4 protein-coding genes are annotated in these 2,829 nt (G+C 41.8%); 3 read left to right on the top strand and 1 reads right to left on the bottom strand.

All coding sequences use genetic code 11. The annotated features are described in order from the left end of the window. Together SORDD16_RS05795 and mmuM are read left to right on the top strand one after the other, a co-directional pair. Positions 1-696 (top strand): amino acid permease (locus tag SORDD16_RS05795; protein WP_128973483.1); only part of this gene is annotated, 696 nt, incomplete at its 5' end. Positions 697-700: 4 nt separating this feature from the next. Continuing rightward, complete coding sequence (gene mmuM, locus SORDD16_RS05790; RefSeq protein ID WP_061452706.1) at positions 701-1,645, top strand: homocysteine S-methyltransferase; 945 nt, start codon at positions 701-703, stop codon at positions 1,643-1,645. A gap of 31 nt (positions 1,646-1,676) precedes the next feature. On the opposite strand, the gene SORDD16_RS05785 is transcribed toward mmuM, so the two are convergent. Beyond that, entirely contained in the window at positions 1,677-2,102 is a 426-nt protein-coding gene (locus SORDD16_RS05785; RefSeq protein ID WP_061452705.1) for a DUF6556 family protein, read from the bottom strand. Between the two features lie 161 nt (positions 2,103-2,263). Here SORDD16_RS05785 and SORDD16_RS05780 point away from each other — a divergent pair. Continuing rightward, positions 2,264-2,829, top strand: a 566-nt coding sequence (locus SORDD16_RS05780; protein ID WP_128973482.1) for an ABC transporter ATP-binding protein, incomplete at its 3' end; no start/stop codon positions are given.

The raw sequence follows: 2,829 nt of genomic DNA, 5'->3' as shown, positions 1-2,829 counted from the left end.
GCAGCTGGCGAGACGGATAATCCCAAAGAAGCGGTTCCGCGTGCCATCAAAACCACAATTGGACGCTTGGTTATTTTCTTTGTCTTGACCATTTTAGTTTTGGCTTCTCTTTTGCCTTTAGAGGAGGCTGGTGTAACCCAAGCTCCCTTTGTGACCGTGTTTGATAAAATCGGGATTCCGTATGCTGCTGACATCATGAACTTTGTCATTTTAACTTCGATTTTGTCTGCGGGAAATTCTGGACTTTACGCCTCTAGTCGCATGCTATGGTCCTTGGCAAATGAAGGTATGATTAGCAAGAAAGTCGTGAAAATCAATCAGCATGGGGTACCGATGCGAGCTCTCCTCTTGTCCATGATTGGGGCAGTTCTAGCACTCTTTGCCAGCATCTATGCAGCTGACACTGTCTTTCTTGCCTTGGTTTCCATCGCAGGATTTGCTGTAGTAGTGGTTTGGCTCTCCATTCCCCTCGCTCAAATTCGCTTCCGAAAAGAATGGCTCAAAGAGCATAGCGAGAATGAACTTGCTTATAAGACCCCTTTTACCCCCTACTTGCCCTATGTGAGCATCTTGTTATTGATTGTTTCGATTATCGGAATTGCCTTGGATGAATCGCAGCGGCCAGGCCTTTACTTTGGCTTACCCTTTATGGCTGTAACCTATCTTTATTATTATCTTGTTCATAAAAAGTGGTGATACTATGGGAATTTTAAAAGAACTCTTAGAAAAAAAGCAAATGCTCCTTTTAGATGGAGCCCTAGGAACAGAACTGGAGTTGCAGGGGCATGACATCTCTGGAAAACTCTGGTCTGCCAAATATCTGGTAGGCGATCCTAGTGTTTTAGTGGATCTCCATGCCCAGTATGTGGCAGCAGGTAGCGACTTAATTACCAGTGCAAGTTACCAAGCCAGCCTAGCTGGTTTTCTGGAGGAAGGCTTGAGTTCAGAAGCAGCCAAGGCAGCTCTGACTTCAACGATTGGTTTAGCGCGACAAGGAATCGAAAGAGCCTGGTCACACTTATCTGAGGAGGAGAAAGAGAAGCGCATCTATCCACTGGTCGGTGCCAGTATCGGCCCTTACGCAGCCTATCTGGCAGATGGGTCTGAATACACGGGGCATTATCCGATCGGTCGCAAGGAACTTGAGGCATTTCATCTGGAAAGGATGGAACTGCTTGTCGAAGCAGGAGCGGACTATCTGGCTCTTGAAACCATTCCAAACAAGCTTGAAACGGAAGTCTTGCTCTCGCTCCTAGCTAAATTTCCACAAGTAGATGGCTATATTTCTTTTTGCTCCCAGGATGGCAAAAGGATTTCAGATGGCACTCCCATCGAGGAAGTCGGTCAACTTTGTGAGTCAGTAGAAAACCTCGTGGCGGTTGGCCTCAATTGCACAGCACCACGTCACATCACTCCATTGCTAGAGAAGCTGTCAATTGTCACTAAGAAACCCTTGTTAGCCTATCCAAACTCAGGCGAGATTTATGATGGGGAACTAAAATGCTGGCATGAGGCACCAGCAGAAGAAGGTAGTTTAGTTGAAAATAGTCAAACGTGGATCAAATCCGGTGTACAACTCTTAGGCGGCTGTTGCAGAACCAGACCAGCAGATATTGCCAATTTACGCAAAGCTCTGTTTGAATAACGAAAAACCACCGTGGTTACGGTGGTTCTTTTTATGGATTAGTACTGTTTCCCGTACTTGGAGTTGAACTTGTATCTGTATTCTGGCTATTAGATGCCGGAGTTTCTGAGGCAGTCGTTTGGGTATTAGCATCTGATTTTTGCTCATTTTTGCTACTAGAAGCAGGAGTTTCTTCTGTTGTCTTTTCTTGACTAAGGTCACTTCCTTGATTGGAAGTGGTATTTTCCTGAGGGACTTCTTTCTGAATTTCCTTGACAATCGTCGTTTGGGGCGTTGAGTTGTCCTTTTGTTTATCCTGATTTTTATTCATGGCGTTCATAATGGTGATAGTAGCGGTGATTAGACCTAGGATACTACCGATGGTAGCAATCGTTTTTTGAAAGACAGTAAATCCCTTTTTGATGTGTTCTGTTTTTGCTTTAGGTTTTGAACTTGAAGTTCTACGATAGTTAGACATGATACTCTCCTTTGATTATGATTTATTATACCTCATTTCTTTAAAAAAATCTTAAAATAAGAAGATTTTTCTACACGAACTTCAGTAGTCTTAGTTGAAATATAATATGACATATGATAAAATAAAATTAAGAAAGCGTTTTCAAAAAAGGAGGGTGTTATATGTTCGAAATTAGAAATTTGAGCCTCTCTTTTGCAGGCAGGCGGTTGCTAGAGCCAACAGATTTGATATTTGAAAGGGGAAAAGTATATACAATATATGGGAAGTCAGGCGTAGGAAAGTCTTCTTTACTAAATAAAATTGGCTTAATCTCTGCTAGGGACCCTAGTGTTTCTTATTTCTTTGATGGAAAAGAGATTGAGACCGAAAATAAGAAATCAGTTTCTGTCTTTATAGCTGAAGAAGTGGCCTTTGTATTTCAGGGGCGAAATCTAATAAATGATTTGACCGTATTTGAAAATTTAAGACTAGCTTTAAACTTTTATGACTTGAGTCCAGATGAAATAGAAAGCAAAATTGATACAGTATTGGCGGATTTACAGATTTCTTCTTTAAAGCATGCTTATCCAGAAGATTTATCCGGTGGTGAAGAGCAACGAGTGGCAATCGCAAGAGCCTTAGTTACAGAAAAGACTCTCATCTTAGCTGATGAACCAACAAGTTCCTTGGATAAAGAAAATAGAGAAAAAGTCTCCTCTTTGTTGATTGATCTAGCTCACAAATATCA

Source organism: Streptococcus oralis, assembly GCF_001578945.1.
GTDB lineage: Bacteria > Bacillota > Bacilli > Lactobacillales > Streptococcaceae > Streptococcus > Streptococcus oralis_Q.
The sequence above is the reverse complement of the archived record's forward strand: the minus strand, read 5'-3'. Positions and strand labels throughout refer to the sequence as shown.